The sequence below is a fragment of the Polaribacter septentrionalilitoris genome (genome assembly GCF_009832745.1).
Taxonomy (GTDB): domain Bacteria; phylum Bacteroidota; class Bacteroidia; order Flavobacteriales; family Flavobacteriaceae; genus Polaribacter; species Polaribacter septentrionalilitoris.
The window spans coordinates 118,471-138,453 of record NZ_VRMJ01000033.1 but is presented as its reverse complement, the minus strand read 5'-3'; the positions used below and the strand labels follow the sequence as shown (position 1 = coordinate 138,453).

Sequence of the window (19,983 nt, the reverse complement as noted above, 5' to 3'; positions counted from 1 at the left end):
TTAAATAAAAGATATACCTTTTTTTAGCTAAGAGGTATATCTTTTTATTTTGTCTTAATTACTTTCTCAGTTTTAAATGTAACATAGAATACTATGAACTCAAAACAAACAAAAAATACTCCTATTACTATTTTAGAAGATGTTTTTGGCACTACTAAAGACGGTGTAACTGTAAAACGTTTTAAAATGAATAATGAAAACGGTATGGAAGTAAGTATTATTACTTATGGAGGTATTATCACTTCATTAAAAGTGCCAAATAAAAATAATGTATCAGAAGATGTTGTTCTAGGATATGATTTATTATCAGATTATGAAAAATCAACACCCTATTTTGGTGCATTAATTGGTAGATATGGTAATAGAATTGCAAAAGGTAACTTCTCAATAGATGGTAAAGAATATACTTTACAAGCCAATGATGGCCCTAACCATTTGCATGGTGGTGTAAAGGGATTTGATAAGGTGGTTTGGTCTGCTGAAGTTTTAAATGATGTAGGGGCTCTAAAATTATCATATTTAAGCAAAGACATGGAAGAAGGCTATCCAGGAAATTTACACACAGAAGTTATTTATACGCTAACTAATGATAATGTTTTAGAAGTTTTTTATCAAGCTACAACTGATAAAAAAACAATTGTAAATTTAACGCAACATTCTTATTTTAATTTATCTGGAGATTTCTCTAAGCCTATTTTAGATCATATTGTTAGTATTAATGCAAATAAATTTATACCTGTAGATGCAAATTTAATTCCAACAGGCAAACTAAAAGATGTTGCAAATACTCCCTTTGACTTTAGAGAACCAAAAAAAATTGGGCAAGAAATTAATATTGAGCATGAGCAATTAAAAAGAGGCTTAGGATATGACCATTGTTGGGTTTTAAATGATCAAAATCAAGCAATGCGTTTTACAGCTTCTGCTCATGAACCAAATAGCGGTAGATTGTTAGAGGTGTTTTCTAGCGAACCAGGAATACAATTGTATACAGGTAATTTTTTAGACGGAACGTTACCAAATAAACAAGGAGGCACTTATGCATATAGAACAGGTTTTTGTTTAGAAACACAACATTATCCAGATTCTCCTAATCAAAAAGAGTTTCCATCAACAATTTTAAAACCAGGAGAAGTCTACTCAAGTAAGACTTCATTTAAATTTTCGATTAAATAAATTTATAAAAACCTGCATATTAATAATGACAAAGGATTCCTGTTTTTATGCTCTTTTTTCAAATGTTGCCATCCATTTAATGGCTTTAAAACTTGTCTATTCATAAAACATCCGAGGTTATTTTTGAACTAGATTCTAAGTTTTTTCATCACTTTTATAGGGTTGATAAGTAAAATAAACAATCTTAACTTTGATTAAGATTGTTTATTTTCAAATTCTAAAGAAATTGTTACGAATTCTAATTGACTCTAAATCTCCATACTTAATTGTTTATTTTTGAGTTGTATTGATAAAATCACAACTATGAAAACAAGGCAATTACTACTCGTATTCGTTACTTTTTTGTTGATTTTTTCTTGTAAAAAGGAGAAAATCAAACCTGACAATATTTACAAATTCAAAGAATACATTAGTTATACAACATCTGGTGTGGTTTCGACTACAGAAAATGTTAGGATAAATCTTGCCAAAGAAGTTGAAGGTTGGGAGGCAAATCAAGAAATTTCTTCAAATGTTTTATCGATAAAACCTTTTGTAAATGGAACCATAAAAACCATTAACAAACATGCTTTTGTTTTTATTCCTGATGAAAATTTAGATGCAAATACAGAATATACTGTAGACATAAAACTAGATGAAATATATAAAAACATCTCAAAAGAGTTTGAAAATTATACGTTCCAATTCAAAACCATAACACCTAATTTCAGTATTCAAACTGATGCACTACAATCTTACTCTAAAACGTACCAATATTTAGAAGGAGTTCTAAAATCAGCAGATGTTATTAATTTAGAGGAAGCAAAACAATTAATCAGTGCTTCACAAAAAGAAACTTCTAAAAATATTGTTTGGAATGAATCGTATAAAAACTCTAAAATATTTGAGTTTAAAATTGATAGTATTCAACGTTTTGATGATGATTCTAAGCTAAACATAAGTTGGGATGGAAAACCAATTCAGGCAGATTCAAAAGGTGAAAATCAAATTGTAATTCCCGGAAAAAACAACTTTAAAGTCATTCATATTGCCTTAAAAAATGAAGCAGAACAATACATTTCTATCAACTTTTCTGATGCGTTAAAAAAGCAACAAAACTTAAATGGTTTGGTTGTAGTTCAGAAGGTAAAACAACCACGATTTATTATCAATGGAAATGAACTTAAGGTCTTTTCCAACTCAAAATTTGAAGGTAATCTTTCTGTTTCTGTATTCCCCGGAATTCAAAATACAACCAACTACAAACTAAAAAAGATGTTCAAAGAAAACATCACTTTCGAACAGAAAAAACCACAAATTAGATCCATTTCTAGTGGAACCATTTTGCCAAATTCATCAGACTTAAAATACAATTTCGAAGCGATTAATATTCGTGAAGTTGATGTGAGAATCATTAAAATATTTGAAGATAACGTATTGCAATTCTTGCAAGAGAACAACATCAATAGTAATAGCGAATATGCCATAAAAAGAGTAGGAAGAAGAGTGGCAAAACAAACCATTACTCTAATTCATAACAAGGAAAAAAACACGCAAAAATGGAAAGCATATAGCATTGATATTTCTAAAATGATTGCTACAGAACCTGGAGCAATTTATAGAGTAGAATTGAGTTTTAATAAGCATCAAACGTTTTATAATTGTTCAGAAAATACAAGTTCTATTGCTAAAAGTGATGACTATGATTATGAAGTCAGTAATTTAAACGAAGAAACTAAAGAAGAACTCTATTGGGATAATAAATTGTATCGCTATAAAAATTATAGATACAATTGGAGGCAAAGAGACAACCCTTGTCATGACGCATACTATTCTGCAAACAGAATGATTTCTCAAAATTTGTTAGCTTCTAATTTGGGAGTAATTGCAAAAAAAGGAGAAGACAATGTGTATTTCTTTGCGGTTACTAATATTTTAAATACGAATCCAGAACACAATGCAAAGATACAATTGTTCAATTTTCAGCAACAAGAAATTGCTCATGGAATTACAAACTCAGAAGGAATTGTAAGTATCCATTCTAAGAAAAATGCAGCTTTTGCAGTAGTTTCTAAGGGTAAAAATAAGGCATATGTAAGACTGTTTGATGGAAATTCTTTATCGCTTAGTAAATTCAATGTCTCTGGTAGTAAGACTCAAGAAGGACTAAAAGGGTACATCTATGGAGAACGTGGAGTTTGGAGACCTGGAGATGATATTTACCTAACTTTTGTCTTAAATGATGCAGATAATAAACTACCTAAAAATCATCCTATAAAATTAGAAGTTACAGACCCAAGTGGAAAATTGGTTTATAAAAAAGTAACTTCAAAAAACCTGAATAATTTTTACACATTCAACTTAAAAACTAGACATGAAGCCAAAACAGGTAATTATTCAGCAAAAGTATCAGTTGGTGGTGCAAAATTTTACAAGAACTTAAAAGTAGAAACAGTAAAACCCAATCGTTTAAAAATTAAGGTTGATTTTGATGATGAAATTTTAACAAGCAAAAAACCAATCAAAGGAAAGTTAGATGTAAAATGGCTACATGGAACGCCTGCTAAAAATTTAAAAGCAGAGATAAAAGCAAAAGTTTCTGCAACAAATTACAGCTTTAAAAATTATAACGAATATGTATTTTCTGACCCTTCAAGAAAATTCAAATCACAAGAAATTAATGTGTTTGAAGGCAGATTAAATGCCAATGGAATTGCAAACATTAATCGTAAATTAAAAACTCAAAAAAATGCACCAGGAATGTTAAATGTGCAGTTTTTGGTTAGAGCTTTTGAAAACGGTGGCGACTTTTCTATAGATGCATTTTCAAAAAAATACGCTCCTTATGATGTTTTTATGGGGCTAAAATCGCCTAAAGGAAATAAATATGGTTCTTTTTATACTGATGAAGATCAACAGTTTTCAATTGTTTCTGTAGACGAAAAAGGAAATCCAATTCAGAGAGATGAAATAGAAGTTCAAATTTATCAAATTCAGTGGCGTTGGTGGTGGAGTTCATCTCAAGATAATTTATCAAGATATACCTCAAGCAGTTATCACAGACCATACAAAACGTTAAAAATCAAGACAGATTCTAAAGGAAAAGCAAGTTTTAATTTGAATATTCCAGATGAAGACAGAGGTCGTTTTTTAATAAGAGTAATAGATCAAAAAAGTGGTCATGCTACAGGAAGAGTAGCCTATTTTTATAAAAATTGGTGGCAGAATTCAAATTCTGGAGATAAAGAAGCCGCTAAAATGTTGGTTTTTTCTGCAGATAAAGAAAACTATAATGTGGGTGAAATTGCTAAAATTACATTTCCTTCTGGTAGTAAAGGACGTGCTTTAATCAGTATAGAAAATGGTACAAAGGTTATAGAAACCAAATGGGTAGAAACTCAAAAAGGAACCACTACTGTAGAAATTCCAATTACAAAAATAATGACCCCTAATGTCTTTGTCAATATTTCTTTGTTGCAACCACATCAAGTTTCAGAAAATGATTTACCCATTAGATTATATGGTGTTATTCCGATTTTAGTAGAAGATGCAACCACCAAATTAAGTCCTCAAATTTCAATGCCAACTGAATTGCAACCAGAAAAAGAATTTACGGTAAAAGTTTCTGAGCAGAATGATAAAGCAATGACTTATACTTTGGCAATTGTGGAAGAAGGATTATTAGATTTAACGCGATTTAAAACACCAAATGCCTACGATAAATTTTACGCTAAAGAAGCTTTAGGAGTTAAAACCTGGGATATTTTTGATGATGTAATAGGTGCGTATTCTGGCAGTGTAGATCAAGTTTTTGCTATTGGTGGTGATGGTTCTCTTGCCAAAGGAAGAAAGCAAAAAGCCAATAGATTTAAACCTGTTGTTAAATTTTTAGGACCTTTTCACTTAGCATCAGGATCCACAAAATCACATCAAATAAAACTACCAAATTATATAGGTGCTGTGCGAACAATGGTAGTTGCTGGCGATATTAAAAACGAAGCGTTTGGAAACGCAGAAAAAGCAACACCAGTTAAAAAACCATTGATGGTTTTAGCAACATTACCAAGAAAATTATCTCTCAAAGAGAAAGTAACCTTACCAATTTCTGTTTTTGCAATGGACAAAAAGGTAAAAAATGTTACTGTTCAAGTAAAAACTTCTGACGGAATTCAAGTTCTTGGTGCTAAAAATCAGAAGATTAATTTTGCTAAGCCAGATGAAAAAATGGTCTATTTTGAGTTGGATGTTCGCAAAGCAAATGGTATCAATACTGTTGAGGTTATTGCTACTGGAGGAGGTGAAAAATCAACTTACAAAGTAGAGTTGGATGTGGTAAATCCAAACCCAATTACTTCAAAAATTATTGATGTAACTATTCAAGGAAATCAAACAAAAAAAATCAATTTTAATACGTTTGGAGTAGATGGTACAAACAATGCAGTTTTAGAAATATCAACAATACCTGCTATTAATTTTTCAGGAAGATTGGCGTATTTAATTCAATATCCTCATGGTTGTGTAGAGCAAACCACTTCAAGTGTTTTTCCTCAATTATTTTTAACAGATTTATTTGATTTGTCATCACAAAAGAAAGCACAAATTCAAAGAAATATTGAACAAGGCATTGCACGTTTAGGTAATTTTCAAAAGGCAAATGGAGGTCTTAGTTATTGGATGGGAGAAAATGAGATTAGCGATTGGGGAACAAGTTATGCAGGCCATTTTTTATTAGAAGCAGAAAGAAAAGGATTTGTTTTGCCATTGACATTTAAGAGCAATTTTATTACATATCAAAAACAAGTTTCTAGAAATTGGAGACCAAGATACAATAGCTATTCAAGAGATGTATCACAAGCTTACAGATTATATACGTTGGCTTTAGCAGGAAGTCCAGATTTGTCTGCGATGAACAGGTTGAGAGAATTCAAGCTAATTTCTAATGAAGCCAAATGGAGACTAGCAGCAACCTATGCTTTGGTTGGACAAAAGGAAGCTGCTGATGAAATTCTACAAAAAGCTGATTTGAATTTTGCAGGGTACAATTATTACAACTACGGATCTTCAACTAGAAATAAAGCAATGGCCCTAGAAACCATGATTATAACCAATCACAAAGAAGTTAAAAATGTAGCCAAAAGTATTGCAAAAGATTTATCAAGTAAACGATGGATGAGTACCCAAACCACTGCATTTAGTTTATTAGCTATTGGAAAAATGGTGGTAAAAAATGGTGGTAAATCAGTAAATGTAGAGTATACTTCAAATGCTAAAAGAGAACAAATTACAACCAGCAGTTCTTTAGTTCAAAGAAGAATATCTGTACAAAAAGGAACCAATAAAATAGTGATCAAAAATAATGAAAATAACGTAGTTTTTGTAAGAATTGTCAATTCTGGTAAATTACCATTGGGAGAAGAAATTTCCGAAAGAAGAGGTTTGAGTGTAAGCGTAAATTATATTGATTTAAAAGGAAAAACCATCAACATACTTAACCTAAAACAAGGTCAAGATTTTATTGCAAAAATTAAAGTAAGTAATCCTAAAAATGAAACCGTTAAAGATATTGCTTTAACACAGATTTTTCCATCAGGATGGGAAATTGTCAATACACGTTTTACCGATTTTGGTTCAACTGCAAAAAGTGAAGCACGTTATACAGATATAAGAGATGATCGTGTAAATTTCTATTTTGATTTGGATGAAAGTAAAAAGAAATCAGAAACAAAAACCTTTACAGTCTTGTTGAATGCTGCTTATTTAGGAAAATATTATTTGCCTGGTGTTCAAGTAGAGGCAATGTATGATAATGATTATTTGGTAAGAACAAAAGGGAATTGGGTTGAGGTTGTGAAATAAGTAAAGTCGAAATTAGATTGTCATTTCGAGCGGAATGAAATGAAGTCGAGAAATCTCAAAGAATTAGTTTTTATTATGAGATTTCTCAATCGCCTAAAAAGGCTCATTTCGAAATGACATACTGGTAAAATTAGAGCGCTTGAAAATCAAAAACTACATATTAAAAAGAAAAAAAAGAATTCTTGTATTGATTGTTCTACTGATTTTCTATGGGTTTTGTTTACCAAAAAATTTATTTACAAAGCCAACATCAACTGTAATTACAAGTGATAAAGGTGAATTATTAGGAGCCTTAATTGCTAAAGATGGACAATGGCGTTTTCCTCATAATGATTCAGTTCCTCAAAAATTTAAAACCTGTTTAATTCAGTTTGAAGACGAACATTTCTACAAGCATTTTGGGTTTAATCCAGTTTCAATTGTAAAAGCAATGAAACAAAATATTCAAGAGGGTAGAGTGGTTAGAGGTGGAAGTACTATTACACAACAAGTAATGCGTTTAAGCAGAAATGATAGACCTAGAACCTATTTTGAAAAATTGAAAGAACTTGTTTTAGCCACAAGATTAGAGTTTAGTTTTAGTAAAGAAGAAATTCTTGCTTTTTGGAGTTCTAACGCACCTTTTGGTGGAAATGTTGTGGGTTTAGATGCTGCTTCATGGCGGTTTTTCAACAGAAAAGCATCAGATTTATCTTGGGCAGAAGCTGCAACGTTAGCAGTTTTACCAAATGCACCAAAATTGATTTATCCTGGTAAAAATCAACAAAAATTATTGGTTAAAAGAAATCGATTGTTAAATAAACTATTGACCAATAAAATTATTGATTCATTAACTCATGATTTGGCAATTTTAGAAGAAATTCCTCAAAAACCATACAGATTACCGCAAATATCATCACATTTATTACAAAGAATTCATAGAGAAAAAAAAGGTCAATTTGTAAAAACTACAATAGATAAAACATTACAAAACCAGACAAACTTGATTGTGAAAAATCACTACAATCAATTATCAAAAAACAGAATCAACAACATTGCAGTTTTGGTGTTGGATGTAAAAACAAGAAAAGTGTTAAGTTATGTTGGTAACGCTCCAACATCAAAAAAACACCAAAGAGATGTTGATATTATTGACAAACCTAGAAGTACAGGCAGTATTTTAAAACCATTTTTATACGCTGCAATGTTAGATCAAGGAGAGTTGTTGCCCAATACTTTGGTGGCTGATGTTCCAACAAATTTTGGGAGCTATCGTCCTGAGAATTTTGATAAAAAATATGCTGGAGCTATATCCGCAAAAATGGCATTGTCTAAATCGTTAAATGTGCCAACTGTGAGAATGTTGAATGAATTTGGCTTGGAAAAATTTCATCATTATTTAAAGGAATTAAACTTGAGAGACATTAAGAAAAGTCCTGATTATTATGGGTTAACCTTAGCATTAGGTGGTGCAGAAAGTAATTTATGGGATTTATGTAAAAGCTACGCATCATTAGCATCAACAGTAAATCATTATACTCAGAATTCGAGTAGGTACTTTAAAAATGAATTTGTAGAACCTTCTTTTTATGCGTATGAAATTGTAGATTTTGGTTCAAAATCAGCAGAAAAAATTATTTTTGATGCTGCTTCTATTTATTTGACTTTCGAGAGTTTAAAAGAAGTAAACAGACCAAATGCAGAAGAGAATTGGGAGTTTTTTGATTCTTCAAAACAAATTGCTTGGAAAACAGGAACTAGTTTTGGGTTTAGAGATGCTTGGGCAATTGGTACCACTAAAGATTTTGTAGTTGGTGTTTGGGTTGGAAACGCTGATGGAGAAGGAAGACCAGGTTTAGTGGGAGTACAGTCAGCAGCACCTATTTTATTTGACGTGTTTGATAAATTACCAAAATCAGAATGGTTTGAAACCCCTTTTGACGAAATGACCAAAGTAGAAATTTGTACAAAAAGTGGTTATAGAGCCACAGAAATTTGTAAAGAAACCAAGCAAGAATTCATTCAAAATGCAGGACTTAAAACCAAACCTTGTCCCTATCATATTTTGGTTAATGTAGATGTTTTAGAAAATTATCAAGTCAATACTTCTTGCGAAAGTTTAGAAAATATCAAACAAAAATCTTGGTTTGTATTACCTCCGTTAATGGAGTATTATTACAAGAATCAGAATCCTTTTTATAGTTCTTTACCAAAATATAAATCAGGTTGTTTAGGTAATATAGAAAACGCAATGAAATTTATTTATCCTACTGAGAAAAGCACTGTGTTTTTACCCAAAGATTTTGATGGAAAACAAAAAGAACTCATTTTAAAAGTAGCGCATTCTAACCCAGAAGCAACTTTATTTTGGTATGCAAATCATCATTTTTTAGGAACAACTAAAGAGATACATCAATTGGCTATAAGTTCAAAAACAGGAGATTATACTATTTCTGTTACTGATAGTTTTGGTAATGAAATCCAGCAAAAGATTACAATTAAAAATTAATAATTAAAAGAGAGTAATTAACATATTAACGAAAGGAATAGGTATTTAATCGAAAAACACAAAAAATAAGTGAACTTCATGTATACCTTTGTGGAACAATTTAAAATATTAAAAATTATGTTTTTACAAATATTACCAGCAGATCAAGAAACACTTGCAGAATCAATTTTCGAAAATCAATTAGTATTTGTTATTTTAGGTTTAACTATAGGGGTAATTGCTATCATTAAAATTGCTAAATTTTTAAGTAAAATTAAAATCAACAATAATTCAAAAAAACCAAGCTATACCATTCAATAGCTATTTATTATATTGCATTTTTTCAAAAAATCTTTAGACTTTTCTTAACAAAAACTCGTATTATTTTCAACATCTTTGTATTCTGTTTGCTCAAAGTTGAGTTTTAAAATCATTAAATCATTATTTTTTAATAATTTTAGTGTTCTTAATTTTTCAGAATGAAGATATATCCTATAGAAACTGGTAATTTTAAACTAGATGGAGGTGCAATGTTTGGTGTTGTGCCTAAAAGTATTTGGCAAAAAACCAATCCTGCAGACCATAACAACATGATAGATATGAGCATGAGATCCATGCTTATAGAAGACGGAAATCGTTTAATATTAATCGATACAGGTTTAGGGGATAAACAATCTGATAAATTTTTTAGTTACTATTATCTTTTTGGAGATTTTTCTTTAGACACTTCATTGGCTAAATTTGGTTTTCATAGAGATGATATTACAGATGTTTTCTTAACCCATTTGCATTTTGATCATTGTGGTGGAGCTATAGAATGGAATTCTGATCATACTTTTTTACAACCCGCATTTAAAAATGCAAAATTTTGGTCTAATGATAAACATTGGAAATGGGCTACAGAACCTAACCCAAGAGAAAAAGCATCCTTTTTAAAAGAGAACATACAACCTATACAAGAAAGTGGTCAACTAGATTTTATTCATAGAAATTATAATGATCAAATAGGTTTTGATGTCCTTTTTGTAGATGGTCATACAGAAAAGCAAATGCTTCCAAAATTAACCTATCAAGGTAAAACTATTGTCTTTATGGCAGATTTACTACCTACTGTAGGGCATATTCCTTTGCCTTACGTTATGGGTTATGACACAAGACCTTTATTAACCATGAAAGAAAAAGCTGCATTTTTAAATTTAGCTGCAGACAAGAATTTTTATCTCTTTTTAGAGCACGATGCACACAACGAACTGTGTACTGTAAAACACACAGAAAAAGGAGTAAGATTGAATGAGAGTTATAAATTTTTTGATGTATTTGATGAGTAGATTAGTAGTTAGAAATTATTTTTTTATTAAAATATCGATTTTATTTTTTGTTTTTACTAGTTGTAAATCTTCCATAAATACAATTTCAGTACCCAAAGGTTCTAATGAAATCATTAATCTTCCTCCCAAAAAAATACCTCTTTCTAATGATGAAATGTTGGTTTGGGGTCATGCCGACTTAAAAAAAGATACCATTCCTGGAATGAGTATTGCCAAAGCATATCAATTTTTAGAAGGTAAAAAAGGAGTCAACGTTATTGTTGCAATTGCAGATTCTGGGGTAGATATAGAACACGAAGACTTAAAAGATGTTCTTTGGGTAAACCCTAAAGAAATTCCAAACAATGGTAAAGACGATGATGGTAATGGTTATGTAGATGATGTTTACGGGTGGAATTTTTTAGGAAACACATCAGGTAAAATTGTAAATGCAGACCAACTAGAAATCACAAGAATTGTAAAAAAAGGAATCGAAAAATTTGGTAATAAAAAAGCTTCAGAAATTGCTCAAAAAGATAAAAAAGAATTTAAGCAATTTTTAAAATTAAAAGAAGAATATCAAAAAAGCATAGAAAAGAACGAAGATGAAATTGCAAATGTAGAAGAAACTTTAGAGAGACTTAATCAAATAAAAGAGCATTTTAATGCCGTTCGAAAATTTTTAGGTAAAAAAGAATTCACAGCAAAAGATTTAAAAGGGTTGCGACCTAAAAGTATCAAATTAGCGATGCAAATTGCTGATGTTGCTAGTTTGTTAGAAAGAGATGTTGTGGAAAGCGAATTAGACGAATTTAGGAAAAATGCAAACGAGGTAAAGAAAAACCTGTACAAAATAAAAAAAGGTTATGATTTAGACTTTAACAGTCGTCAATCTATGGGAGATGATTTGTATGATATTAACGACAAATATTATGGAAACAATAATGTAATAGGTTCTAAAGATTTAGAAATGCATGGAACACATGTTGCTGGAATTACTGCTGCAACAAGAAATAATAATTTAGGAGTTAATGGAGTTGCAAACAACGTAAAAATAATGACAGTAAGAGTTGTTCCTGATGGTGATGAACATGATAAAGATGTAGCTCTAGGAATACGTTATGCTGTAGACAATGGCGCTAAAATTATCAACACAAGTTTTGGTAAACGTTTTTCTCCAAATAAAGAATGGGTTTTTGACGCTATAAAATATGCTGCCGAAAAAGATGTTTTAATCGTTAATGCAGCAGGAAATGACTCTAAAAATTTAGATAAAAGATATACATATCCTTCAGATTCTAAAGATCTACTATCAGAATTTGTAGATAATGTTATTACTATTGGTGCTACAAGTCCGTATTACAGTAAAAAGCTGGTGGCAAACTTTTCTAATTATGGTAAAATAAATGTAGATGTTTTTGCTCCTGGAGATGAGATTTACTCAACTGTACCTAAAAATGAGTATGAAGCTGTGAGTGGAACCTCAATGGCAGCACCAGCAGTTTCTGGAGTGGCGGCTTTAATACGTTCTTATTATCCGCAATTATCTGCAAGTCAAGTAAAAAGAATTTTAATGAACTCTGGGACAAAAATTGATATGAATGTGGTAAAACCAGGAGCACCTATGGATACTGTACCTTTCTCAGAGTTGTCAGTTTCAGGAAGAATAGTAAATGCCTATAACGCTTTAAAAATGGCGGATAGAATGGTAAATGGAAAAACTAAATAAATATTAAAAAATGAAAAAAACAGTATTCTTTGTATGCACAGCAATCTTATTAGTTGCTTGTGGACCAAAAAAAGATATCATTTCTAGTCAAGTCAATACTCAAAAAACGTATTGGCAACAACATGTAGATTATACGATGGATATTGATATGAATGTAAACAACTATCAATACAAAGGAAAGCAAACATTAGTTTATACAAATAACTCTCCAGATGATTTAAAAAAAGTGTTTTATCACTTGTATTTTAATGCATTTCAACCGGGTTCTCAAATGGATGTACGTTCGCTAAATATCAAAGATCCAAGCAAAAAAATTGGAGATAGAATTAGCAAATTAAAACCTGATGAAATTGGGTATATTAAAGTAAATGCGTTAAAACAAAACGGAGTAGCTGTATCGCATGAAACAGTAGGAACTATTTTAGAGGTAACTTTAAATCAACCTATAAAATCTGGTGAGAGTGTTACTTTAGAGATGGATTTTGAAGCACAAGTTCCAATTCAAATTCGTCGTTCTGGAAGAAACAGTAAAGAAGGTGTTGCACTATCAATGTCTCAATGGTATCCAAAATTAGCAGAATATGATTTTCAAGGTTGGCATACACCACCATATATTGCAAGAGAATTTCACGGAGTTTGGGGTGATTTTGATGTAACCATTCATATAGATAAAAATTACACAGTAGGTGGTACTGGATATTTGCAAAACCCACAAGAAATAGGGCATGGTTATGAAGACAAAACAAAACCATTAAACCTACCAAATACAGAAAAATTATCATGGCATTTTAAAGCACCAAATGTGCACGATTTTATGTGGGCAGCTGATCCAGAATATAATCATGATGTTTTAAAAATGGAAAACGGAATTGACTTACACTTCTTGTACAAAAAGACTTTAAGTGCTAGTTATTTAAAAAACTGGAAAGATTTACAGCCTAAAACTGCAGAGTTGATGACTTATTTTAGCGAAAATGTTGGTCAATATCCTTATAAACAATATTCTGTGATTCAAGGAGGTGATGGCGGAATGGAATATGCGATGTCTACTTTAATAACAGGTAAACGTAAATTTGGAAGCTTATTTGGCGTTACCGCGCACGAAATGGCGCACACTTGGTTCCAATTTTTGTTAGCCTCTAACGAAAGTTTACATCCTTGGATGGATGAAGGATTTACAACCTATATTTCTGGAAAAGCCTCTAATGAAATTTTAAAGAAAGGATTAAAGAATACAGGAGCTAGTTCTTATAAAGGTTACAGAAAATTAGTAAAAGCTGCTAACGAAGAATCGCTATCTACACATGCTGATAGATATCACACCAATAGAGCTTACAGCACAGGTAGCTACTCAAAAGGAAATATTTTCTTATCTCAATTAGAGTATGTAATTGGTTCTGATAATGTAGCCAAAGGATTAAAAAAATACTTTACAGATTTTAGTTTTAAACATCCAAGACCAAATGATATTAAACGCTCAATGGAAAAAGTTTCTGGTATTCATTTAGATTGGTATTTGAATGAGTGGACGCAAACTACACATACTATTGATTATGGAGTAAAATCTGTTGATGATAAAACCGTAACTTTAGAAAGAATAGGACAAATGCCTATGCCAATTGATGTTGAGGTTACTTACACAGATGGTAGTAAAGAAAGTTTTAACATTGCTTTAGAAATGATGAGAGGTAACAAACCTACTTCTGCTACTATTTTAAAAGATTGGGGTTGGGCATACCCTACCTATTCTTTTGAAGCTGCGAAACCAGTAAAATCTGTAATTATTGATAAAAGTGGATTAATGGCGGACGTAAATTTAGAAAACAATATTTTGGGAGGAAAAAAAAAGTAATTGATTTAACCTTTGCTTCTTTTTTAACCTATTTGAAAATTGGAGGAAAACATGTATTGAAATTTTCAATATATAATTATATAATTTTCCTTTTTTTAGTAATTTTCTTCATCAAATCAAACCAATTAAAAAGAATATTCTCTTTGGGATTATTCTTTTCGATTGGTTTTTTTATCGCTTTATTTTTATCAGCTTATTTTAGTTTAAAAGCGAATTTAGGAGTTGTTAAATTTGTAATTCCTCTTTTAATTTTTTCACTGTCCTTTTTATCTATTCAAAAAGAAAAATTAGTTAAGAAATTCTTTCAAACTTTTACAATGGGTTTGATCTTATTATTTGGTTTTTTTAATGGTCTAGGAGTTTTTACTAATTTTATAAATGAAGTGAGTATTCATACAAGTCTATTATTACCCATTTTCTTAACTTTAATTGGAGCTTTAGTCTCAGTTTTGTCTTTAGCATTTGTCTTTTTTGGGATTAAAATTTTGCTAAATAATATAAAAAATATCCCTAAATTTAATTGGAGTTATGGGCTTTCTGTAGTCGGGTTTTGTGTAAGCCTTTTTATGATGATAAGTAAAATATTTATTTAATATTAATGAATAAACTCATCAATTTTTTCATTTGGGATAAAGCCTTTTAACATTAAAAACACTCCACAAATCAATAAAATGATACCCATAATTCTTTTCAATCTGTAAATCACAGGAGGTGTCATTTTGTTTTTGAGTTGTTTTGCTAAAAGAATCTTACCTAAATCAGTAACCATATACCCAAGAATTACTGTGGCAAAATACCAGAAAATATTGGTTGGATTCATATCTAAAGTAGGGCCAACTACCATAACAATACCTAACCAGCCAGCTAAAACACCAACATTAATAAAGTTTAAAAAATATCCTTTTAAAAAGAGTTTTACGTAATTGTTTTTTATGGGAACATCTACAATTTTTGCAGACTCTAACGCCTCTTTTTTGTTCTGTTTGTCAAAATAGGTGATAAGACCATAAATAATGAGTACTAAACCTCCAATAAAGAACAATCTTGGGTCATCCTTAATTTTTTCTAGTAAAGTTCTACTTCCGTAATAAGCAATTAAGATAAAAGAAATATCGCCTAAAATTACACCTAAATCAAATGCAATGGCAGCTCTAGCACCTTTTAAAATACTGGTTTGTAAAAGCATAAAAAAAACAGGTCCAATCATAAAAGCCATGAAAAAACCTATTAGAAAAGCATTTTTAAAGTCGTAAAAATCCATTGTCTAAAAATACTGTTTTTTAATTGAAGCATAAAAAGAAAGGATGGAAAAACCATCCTTTACTTTTAAAATATATGTTTTGTAACATTTAAATGTCATCAAAATCAACAGTGATTTTTGCTGTTGTTGGATGAGCTTGACACGCTAAAGTTAAGCCTTCTTCAATCTCATTATCTGTTAAAATAGAGTTCTTTACCATTACTGCTTTTCCTTCAGTAATTTTACACATACACGAGCTACAAACTCCACCTTGACAAGAATACGGAGCATCTAAATCGTTACGCAATGCAGCTGCTAAAAGATTATCTGTTTGCGTCATTGTAAAAGTTGTTTCTTCATCATCTAGTAACACAGTAATTTCTGTAGTCCCTTCTTTAATTTCTGAAGTAGCTTCTTCATCAACAGAAACAGTAAACAGCTCAAAATGAATATTTTCATCGGTAAAACCAGCTTCTTTTAAAGTATCAGAAACAGTATGAATCATTTCCTCTGGACCACATAGAAAAGCAGCATCAAAAGAGATTTCTTTATATTTATTCTTTACAAAAAAGTTGGTAAAAGGAGTGTCTATTCTACCAAATAACATGTTTTCTTGACGTTCTCTGCTACAAACAAACTCTAAATTGAAGTTGTCATATTTTGAGTCCAAAGTCAATAATTCGTCATAGAAAATAGTATCTGCAACAGATTTATTTCCATACACTAAAGTGAATGTAGAAGAGGGTTCGTTTTCTAAAACCATTTTTACCATTGATAAAATAGGTGTAATTCCAGAACCAGCTGCAAAACCAACATAGTTTTTATTTGCTTCAGGATTAAGTAAAAAACGTCCTTCAGGAGCAGAAATTTCTATGGTATCACCTGTTTTTAAATCAGAAGTTGCGTACACAGAAAATGTTCCGTTTTCAACTGATTTTATAGCAACTCTAATATCACCACTTTTTGGAGTAGAACAAATAGAATATGCTCTTCGAACTTCTTTTCCATCCAATTCTTTTTGCAAAGTAATGTATTGACCTGCAGTGAAATTAAAGTTTGCTTTTAAGTTTTTAGGTATGTCAAACAAAACAGAAACCGCATCTGCGGTTTCTTGTTTTATCTCTTTTATTGTAACGTTATGAAATGTTGCCATTAAATCTATTTTACACCAAATTATTTTCAATTAAATATTCGGCAATTTGAACTGTGTTTGTAGCTGCACCTTTACGTAAGTTATCTGCAACTATCCACAAATTTAAGGTATTTTCTTGAGATTCGTCGCGTCTAATTCTACCAACAAAAACTTCATCTTTGTTATGTGCATTTACTGGCATTGGATATACATTGTTTGCCAAATCATCTTCGACAACAACACCAGGAGTTTCACTTAAAATCTGACGAACTTCTGTCAAATCAAAATCATTTTCGAACTGTACATTTACCGCTTCTGAATGCCCTCCAGCAGTAGGAATACGAACAGCAGTGGCAGTTACTGAGAAAGAATCGTCACGTAAAATCTTCTTAGGTTCTTTTACCAATTTCATTTCTTCTTTGGTATATCCATTTTCTAAGAAAATATCACAATGAGGCAAAGCATTTCTTCCAATTTTATGTGGATACGCCATTTCGCCTTCAATTCCTGCTTCTTCATTATCCAATTGTTGTACAGCTTTCACACCAGTACCAGATACAGATTGATAGGTAGAAATTACCACGCGTTTCATAGTGTACTTATCATGTAAAGGGGCTAAAGCCATTACCAACTGAATTGTTGAGCAGTTTGGATTTGCAATGATTTTATCATCCGCAGTTAATACATCTCCATTAATTTCTGGAACTACTAATTTTTTAGTTGGATCCATTCTCCAAGCAGAAGAATTGTCTATTACAGTTGTGCCTACTTCAGCAAATTTAGGTGCCCATTCTAAAGAAGTATCACCTCCAGCAGAAAATAAAGCCACATCTGGTTTTAAGTTTACAGCATCTTCTAAAGTAACTATTGTATAGTCATTTCCTTTATATGATAATTTTTTACCAGCAGATCTTTCTGAAGCCACAGGAATCAACTCTGTGATTGGTAAATTACGCTCTTCTAACACTTTTAACATTACTGTGCCAACCATTCCAGTTGCGCCAACTACAGCTATTTTCATCAGTTTAAATATTTATGCTATTATTATGATGCAAAGATGCTAACAAAATTATTTGTAGCCATCATTTTAAAAAATATTTACCAATATAATTTGTAATGTTTAATTTTTAACAAGTTGATATAAATTCTAAATAAAAAGAAAAACCTTTCAGCGAGAAAGCTAAAAGGTTTTTTGATCAATCTTAATAATTGGGGGTAAAAATTAAGCAACCATACTTAACTTATGTTTTTTTAAATTTTGAGATTTTGTGATGGATATTTTCATTAAAATGGATACAATTAAAGCGACCACAAATAATCCTGCAAAAATTAGTAAGGTGGTATCTAAAGACCCTGTTTGTTCTTTAACCATATCGTAAATTGTTGGACCTACAACACCTGCTAATCCCCAAGCTGCTAATACCATTCCGTGAATTGCACCCAATTGTTTTGTGCCAAATAAATCGCCTAAGAAAGCGGGTAAAGTTGCAAAACCACCTCCATACATTGTAATAACGGTAAATAAGATGATAAGAAATACACTTTCTACTCCAATTTTTGGTAAGAAATAAAAGGCCAAAATTTGAAAAGCAAAAAAGATGATAAACGTATTTGCACGCCCTAAATAATCTGATAATGTAGACCAAGTTATTCTACCTAAACCGTTAAAAACTCCAATAAAACCAACAATGGCTGCTGCTTGCATTGGTGTATAATCTAGTTTTTCTTGCATCATAGGACTTGCAGCAGAGATAATTGCAATTCCGCAGGCAATATTGATAAACATCATAATCCAGATGTAATAAAAACGAGGAGATTTTAAAGATTCGTTTGCAGTAATATTGGTTAAGTCTTCTTTTATCACTTTTCCTTCTCCTTCATTGTATCCTTCAGGAGCATACCCTGCAGGAGGTCTCTCAATATATCTTGCAGATGATAAAATTAACACCATATATATAACACCTAAGATGTAAAACGCATTAGAAACACCAACTGTTTCAAATAATTTTGCCATTACAGGGCCAAATATTAAGGCTGCAAAACCAAAGCCCATAATTGCCATACCCGTAGCTAAACCACGTCTGTCTGGAAACCATTTTACTAATGTACTTACAGGGGTTATGTATCCTAAACCTAAACCAATTCCTCCAATAACACCATAACACAAATAGAATAACCATAAAGATTCTATTTGCACTGCTAATCCAGAACCTAAAATTCCTACACCATAGAAAATACCAGCTGTAGTTCCACTAATTTTTGGTCCTACTTTTTCTACCCATCTTCCTAAAAATGCTGCTGATAATCCTAATAATAAAATTGCGATTTTAAATGCCCATTTTATAACGCTTCCTTCAACTTCAAATACATCTTTTACAGGGTTTGTCATTACAGAATATGCATATACAGATCCAATAGAAATGTGAATTCCTACTGCTGATGCAGCAATTAGCCACCTATTTTTTAATTTTTTTGAATTCATAATAAAATTCTTTAGTTAATTTTTACTTTTTTAAAGTAGTTACTCAATATGTTAGCTGCTTCATCCAACTCTTGTTGTGTGTTTTCTCTAGCATCTTTTAATTGATATTCCCATCCTAAAGCATCCCATTTATGGATACCTAATTTATGATAAGGTTGTAACTCTATTTGTTCTATGGTTTTATAATCTTTGAAATAGTCTCCTAATTGATGTAATAATTCTGGTGTATTTGTAATACCTGGAATTAAAACATAACGCAACCACATTTTTTTACCAGAGGCTTCTCTGTGTTTTGCAAAGTTAAATGTAGTTTCTTTGTTTTGTTTTCCTGTGATTTTTCGAAAACCTTCTTCGGTCATGTGTTTAATATCCAACATTACCAAATCTGCATAGTTGTCTAACAATTCTACAACAGGGTGGTTTAAAACACGACCATTGGTATCTAAATTGGTATGAATGCCTTCTTCTTTTAATCGTTTAAAAAAAGGAATTAAATTGGTAGCTTGTAAAACAGGTTCCCCTCCAGAAACTGTAACTCCGCCTTTATCACCAAAATAAGACTTCATATTTACTGCTTTTTTAACCAAATCTTCAATGTGATATTCTTCACCTCCATGAGTATCTATAGTATCTGGATTATGGCAATATTGACACTTTAATTTACAGCCTTGTAAAAAAACTACCATTCTAATCCCAGGACCATCATGGGTTCCAAAAGACTCTATAGAATGCACATTTAATATGTTCTCTTTTATTTTGATAA

The 19,983-nt window shown here is 31.1% G+C and carries 13 protein-coding genes; 8 read left to right on the top strand and 5 right to left on the bottom strand.

The genetic code is table 11. The features are described 5' to 3' along the window. Positions 1-93: 93 nt before the first annotated feature. The 8 genes from FP421_RS07875 (at position 94) to FP421_RS07840 (ending at position 14,959) form a co-directional block, all read left to right on the top strand. Positions 94-1,176, top strand: coding sequence for an aldose epimerase family protein (locus FP421_RS07875; protein WP_159949361.1), 1,083 nt, complete (start codon positions 94-96; stop codon positions 1,174-1,176). Between the two features lie 303 nt (positions 1,177-1,479). After that, complete coding sequence (locus tag FP421_RS07870) at positions 1,480-7,011, top strand: alpha-2-macroglobulin family protein (RefSeq protein ID WP_159949359.1); 5,532 nt, start codon at positions 1,480-1,482, stop codon at positions 7,009-7,011. A gap of 139 nt (positions 7,012-7,150) precedes the next feature. Beyond that, positions 7,151-9,499 (top strand): penicillin-binding protein 1C, encoded by a 2,349-nt coding sequence (pbpC, locus tag FP421_RS07865; protein WP_201288815.1) that lies wholly within the window; start codon positions 7,151-7,153, stop codon positions 9,497-9,499. Between the two features lie 117 nt (positions 9,500-9,616). Then, positions 9,617-9,799: a hypothetical protein gene (locus tag FP421_RS07860; protein WP_159949357.1), complete on the top strand. Its 183-nt coding sequence runs from the start codon at positions 9,617-9,619 to the stop codon at positions 9,797-9,799. A 158-nt stretch (positions 9,800-9,957) separates the two neighbouring features. Next, on the top strand, positions 9,958-10,806 hold the full coding sequence (locus FP421_RS07855) for an MBL fold metallo-hydrolase (RefSeq protein WP_159949355.1): 849 nt from the start codon (positions 9,958-9,960) through the stop codon (positions 10,804-10,806). After that, positions 10,799-12,514 carry a S8 family peptidase gene (locus tag FP421_RS07850; protein ID WP_159949353.1) on the top strand — a complete coding sequence of 572 codons (1,716 nt, stop codon included), beginning with the start codon at positions 10,799-10,801 and terminating at the stop codon, positions 12,512-12,514. Before FP421_RS07855 ends, FP421_RS07850 begins: the two co-directional genes overlap by 8 nt. 10 nt (positions 12,515-12,524) lie before the next feature. After that, the gene (locus FP421_RS07845; RefSeq protein WP_159949351.1) at positions 12,525-14,366 is read left to right on the top strand and encodes a M1 family metallopeptidase; all 1,842 of its coding nucleotides are present in this window, start codon (positions 12,525-12,527) and stop codon (positions 14,364-14,366) included. A gap of 32 nt (positions 14,367-14,398) precedes the next feature. Beyond that, entirely contained in the window at positions 14,399-14,959 is a 561-nt protein-coding gene (locus FP421_RS07840) for a HupE/UreJ family protein (protein ID WP_159949349.1), read from the top strand. Positions 14,960-14,961: 2 nt separating this feature from the next. Here the strand turns inward: FP421_RS07840 and FP421_RS07835 are convergent, their stop codons facing one another. The 5 genes from FP421_RS07835 to pflA form a co-directional block, all read right to left on the bottom strand. Next, a complete protein-coding gene (locus FP421_RS07835; protein WP_159949347.1) occupies positions 14,962-15,627 on the bottom strand; it encodes a LysE family translocator in 666 nt (221 codons plus the stop codon). An 88-nt stretch (positions 15,628-15,715) separates the two neighbouring features. Further along, positions 15,716-16,759 carry a ferredoxin--NADP reductase gene (locus tag FP421_RS07830; RefSeq protein ID WP_159949345.1) on the bottom strand — a complete coding sequence of 348 codons (1,044 nt, stop codon included), beginning with the start codon at positions 16,757-16,759 and terminating at the stop codon, positions 15,716-15,718. A 10-nt stretch (positions 16,760-16,769) separates the two neighbouring features. Next, positions 16,770-17,759, bottom strand: a complete 990-nt coding sequence (locus FP421_RS07825; RefSeq protein ID WP_159949343.1) for an aspartate-semialdehyde dehydrogenase — start codon at positions 17,757-17,759, stop codon at positions 16,770-16,772. 201 nt (positions 17,760-17,960) lie between these two features. Beyond that, positions 17,961-19,220 (bottom strand): L-lactate MFS transporter, encoded by a 1,260-nt coding sequence (locus FP421_RS07820; RefSeq protein ID WP_159949333.1) that lies wholly within the window; start codon positions 19,218-19,220, stop codon positions 17,961-17,963. A gap of 11 nt (positions 19,221-19,231) precedes the next feature. After that, a complete protein-coding gene (pflA, locus tag FP421_RS07815) occupies positions 19,232-19,954 on the bottom strand; it encodes a pyruvate formate-lyase-activating protein (protein WP_236548075.1) in 723 nt (240 codons plus the stop codon). Positions 19,955-19,983: the final 29 nt, after the last annotated feature.